Origin of the sequence: Mesorhizobium sp. (assembly GCF_024509055.1) — a bacterium.
In the GTDB taxonomy this organism is placed as follows: Bacteria; Pseudomonadota; Alphaproteobacteria; order Rhizobiales; family Rhizobiaceae; genus Mesorhizobium.
The window spans coordinates 1-3,273 of the sequence record NZ_JANINM010000192.1 but is presented as its reverse complement, the minus strand read 5'-3'; the positions used below and the strand labels follow the sequence as shown (position 1 = coordinate 3,273).

6 protein-coding genes are annotated in these 3,273 nt (G+C 63.9%); 1 reads left to right on the top strand and 5 read right to left on the bottom strand.

Annotated features, from left to right (window positions below; translation table 11 throughout):
• Nucleotides 1-305 (top strand): Lrp/AsnC family transcriptional regulator (locus Q0L57_RS09025; protein ID WP_296741337.1); only part of this gene is annotated, 305 nt, incomplete at its 5' end.
• A gap of 73 nt (nucleotides 306-378) precedes the next feature.
• Here the strand turns inward: Q0L57_RS09025 and Q0L57_RS09020 are convergent.
• The 5 genes from Q0L57_RS09020 to Q0L57_RS09000 form a co-directional block, all read right to left on the bottom strand.
• The gene (locus Q0L57_RS09020) at nucleotides 379-717 is read right to left on the bottom strand and encodes a TIGR01244 family sulfur transferase (protein WP_296741335.1); all 339 of its coding nucleotides are present in this window, start codon (nucleotides 715-717) and stop codon (nucleotides 379-381) included.
• 87 nt (nucleotides 718-804) lie between these two features.
• A complete protein-coding gene (locus tag Q0L57_RS09015; RefSeq protein ID WP_296741334.1) occupies nucleotides 805-1,242 on the bottom strand; it encodes a DUF6691 family protein in 438 nt (145 codons plus the stop codon).
• Nucleotides 1,243-1,246: 4 nt separating this feature from the next.
• Nucleotides 1,247-1,669: a YeeE/YedE thiosulfate transporter family protein gene (locus Q0L57_RS09010; RefSeq protein WP_296741332.1), complete on the bottom strand. Its 423-nt coding sequence runs from the start codon at nucleotides 1,667-1,669 to the stop codon at nucleotides 1,247-1,249.
• 113 nt (nucleotides 1,670-1,782) lie between these two features.
• The gene (gene aztC, locus Q0L57_RS09005; protein ID WP_296741330.1) at nucleotides 1,783-2,724 is read right to left on the bottom strand and encodes a zinc ABC transporter substrate-binding protein AztC; all 942 of its coding nucleotides are present in this window, start codon (nucleotides 2,722-2,724) and stop codon (nucleotides 1,783-1,785) included.
• A 22-nt stretch (nucleotides 2,725-2,746) separates the two neighbouring features.
• Nucleotides 2,747-3,273 (bottom strand): metal ABC transporter permease (locus Q0L57_RS09000; RefSeq protein WP_296741328.1); only part of this gene is annotated, 527 nt, incomplete at its 5' end.

The following is a 3,273-nucleotide window of genomic DNA, read 5'->3' as shown; positions in this document are numbered from 1 at the left end:
ATCGCGCCGTGCTCGACCGCGACCGTCTCGGCTTTTCGCTGGTCAACGTCATCTCCGTGACCCTTGCCACCCACAACCGCGACAACGCCCGCCGCTTCGGCGAACTGGTGGCGCGCCTGCCCGAAGTGCAAGAGGCGCACGCGCTGACCGGCGAGATGGACTATATCCTGAAGGTGGTGACGCCCGATCTCAAATCATTGTCGGAGTTCGTCAACGGCGTTTTGCTGCCGCACGAATCCGTGCAGCATGTGAAGACGGCGATCGTGCTGGAGACTCTGAAGGAAACAGGCGCGCTGCCGATCTAGCGCCAACGGATTACCGGGCTAAGCTGGCGCGAAGGATCGCCAACCCCGCCGAATGGCGGATCGAGCTAAGCCTTCAGCCCCTCTGTTGCTGGATGAGCCCAAAAAGGTTGGTGCAGCGCGCACCTGAACGGCAATAGGCAAACACGGGGCCTTCCAGCTCGTCCAGCGCCTCTGCCTGATCCTCGACATTGTCCATGGTGATCTGGCCGCTGATCACCGGGATATAGCGGAAGGCAAGCCCGGCGGCCTCGGCCGCGGCCTGAATGCTGCTGGCCGCTGGCTGGCCGGGTTGCTCATCGTCCGGCCGGTTGCAGATCACGCTCTTGAAACCGGCGTCCCTTATGGCGGCGATGTCCTCGGGCTGGATCTGGCCGGAGACCGAATAATCTTCGCTGATCTGGCGGTATTCCATGGTGTCCTCACGAGTTTGATGCCTTGTAGCTTGACCGAAGTCTTGCCACTCCCCGGCCGGTCCGGCAACAGCCGTTGCCGTTAATTCCTATGCCGCGGCCGGCCGGGCGAGCCGCATCCTGGCGAATCGGGCGACGACGACGCCCGCGATGACCGCCGCGACAAAGACCGCTGTCGCCGGATAGCCAAGGCCAAGCGCCGGGATCGAGGCGCCGGGGCAAAAGCCCGCAATGCCCCAGCCGATGCCAAAGACGGCCGCGCCGCCCACCAGTTGCCAGTCGATGGCGCGCTTGGTCGGCAGGGCAAAGGCGCTTTCGAACACCGGCGCCTCGCGCCGGCCGAAGACAAGGCGGTAACCGATAAACGCGACCGCCAGGCCGCCGCCCATGACGAAGATCAGGCTCGGGTCCCAGGTGCCGGCGATGTCGAAGAAGTTCAGCACCTTGGCTGGATTGATCATGCCGGAAACCGCGATACCCAGACCGAAAAGTCCGCCGATCAGGAAGGCCGAGACGAGTTTGCTCATGAGTTCAGCCTCCCATCAAGTGGCGGATGACGAAGACGGTTGCGAAGGCGGCGGCCATGAAGACCGCGACGGCAACGATCGAGCGCGGCGACAGCCGCGCGATGCCGCAAATGCCATGCCCGCTCGGGCAGCCGCCGCCGAAATGCACGCCGATGCCCACAAGGAAGCCGCCCACGACCAGCGCCGCCGTGGGTACCGGCGCGCTGAACGGAATTTCCTTGCCGGCAAGCAGCAACAGCAAGGGTGCGGCGATTGCACCAGCGATAAAGGCGGCGCGCCACGGCCAGTCCGAGGACACCGGGGGAATGATTCCGGTCAGGATACCTGTCATGCCGGCAATGCGCCCGTGCAACGCCATCAGCAGCACTGCCGCCAGGCCGATGAGGGCGCCGCCGAGCAAGGACTGGAGAGGCGTGAAGTCGGTCATGGAGCAGCCAATTGCATCGGGTCGATCACCATCCAGCAGATAGACATTTCCATCCGGGAATCCCAGCCGGAACTTGGTCCGGCTGGAAGGGTGCGGTCTTCAGCGGGCGGACCTCAGCTGCCGAGGATGGCGCCTTTTATCTGCGTGATGTTGTTATGCATCATGTCGATATAGGTCGAGGCCGGGCCGTTGGATCCCGACAGCGCGTCCGAATAGAGCGTGCCGCCGACCTTGATGCCGGATTCGCTGGAGATCTGCTCGATCAGCCGCGGATTGGTGATGTTCTCGATGAAGATCGCCGCCGCCTTGTCCTGCTTGACCTGGGTCACCAGCCTTGCGACGTCGGCCGCCGACGGCTCGGAATCGGTGGAGATGCCTTGCGGCGCCAGGAAGGTCAGGCCGTACTCGTGTTCGAAGTAACCGAAGGCGTCATGCGAGGTGATGACGACGCGCTTCTCCTGCGGGATCGACTGGATCGCCGCTTTCACCTCGATTTCCAGCGCATCGAGCTTGGTGGTGTAGCCGGCGGCATTGGCCTTGTAGCTGTCGCAGCCCGCGCTGTCGGCCGCGCAGAAAGCCTCGGCGATGTTCTTCACATAGATCTTGGCATTGGCGATCGACTGGAAGGCATGCGGATCGGTGACCGTCTTTCCGCCTCCGGTACCGGCGCCTTCGGCAGCGTCGGCATCGGCGAACTCGGGCTTGAAGTCGATCGGCGTCACCCCTTTGGTCAAAGTGACGATCGAGGCCTTGGTGGCGCTGGCGTCGACAAGACGCTGCAGGAAGCCTTCGAAATGCAGGCCGTTGACGAGCACGACATCGGCACCCGCCATGGCCACCGCGTCGGCTGGGCTCGGCTCGTAGACATGCGCGTCGCCGTCAGGCCCGACGATGGTGGTGATGTTGACCCGGTCGCCGCCGACATTCTTCGCGAAATCGGCAATCACCGTGAAGCTTGCCACCACCTTCAGTGGCGCCGCGAAGGCCGAAGATGTGGCGAATGCAGTGAATGTTATAACGCTCATCGCCAGGGCGGCGCGGAAGGATTTGAGCATCGATGGGTCTCCTTGCTTGGGGTCAGGCGGTTCGGTGGCGGTGGTGCACGATGCGGGCGCGCAGCGCGCCGCGCGAGCCGAAGATGATCGAGACGAAATAGACGATACCGGCCGAAAGAATGATGGCCGGTCCCGATGGCAGCGACGCATGGTAGGACAAGAGCAGTCCCGCGATGCAGGAGGCAAAGCCGATCAGCACCGCCAGCACGCACATCGGCTCGACGCGAACCGTCCAGAAGCGGGCGGCGGCTGCCGGCAGCATCATCAGTCCGACCGACAGCAGCGTGCCCAGCGCCTGGAAACCGCCGACGAGATTGAGCACGACGAGGCCGAGGAAGATGAAATGCACCGGGCTGCCCATGCGGCTGACGGAACGCAGGAACAGCGGGTCAAGGCATTCCGCGACCAGCGCCCGCCAGAAGATTGCGAGGCAGGCGAGGGTGACGACCACGATGCCGCCGATCAGGATGAGCGCCTCATTGTTGAGCGCCAGCACCGTGCCGAACAGCACATGCATCAGGTCGACGCTGGAGCCGCGGATCGACACCA

Coding starts and splice junctions, on each gene's coding strand:
- aztC (WP_296741330.1), bottom strand. CDS start 2,724: ATGCTCAAATCCTTCCGCGCCGCCCTGGCGATGAGCGTTATAACATTC.
- Q0L57_RS09015 (WP_296741334.1), bottom strand. CDS start 1,242: ATGAGCAAACTCGTCTCGGCCTTCCTGATCGGCGGACTTTTCGGTCTG.
- Q0L57_RS09020 (WP_296741335.1), bottom strand. CDS start 717: ATGGAATACCGCCAGATCAGCGAAGATTATTCGGTCTCCGGCCAGATC.
- Q0L57_RS09010 (WP_296741332.1), bottom strand. CDS start 1,669: ATGACCGACTTCACGCCTCTCCAGTCCTTGCTCGGCGGCGCCCTCATC.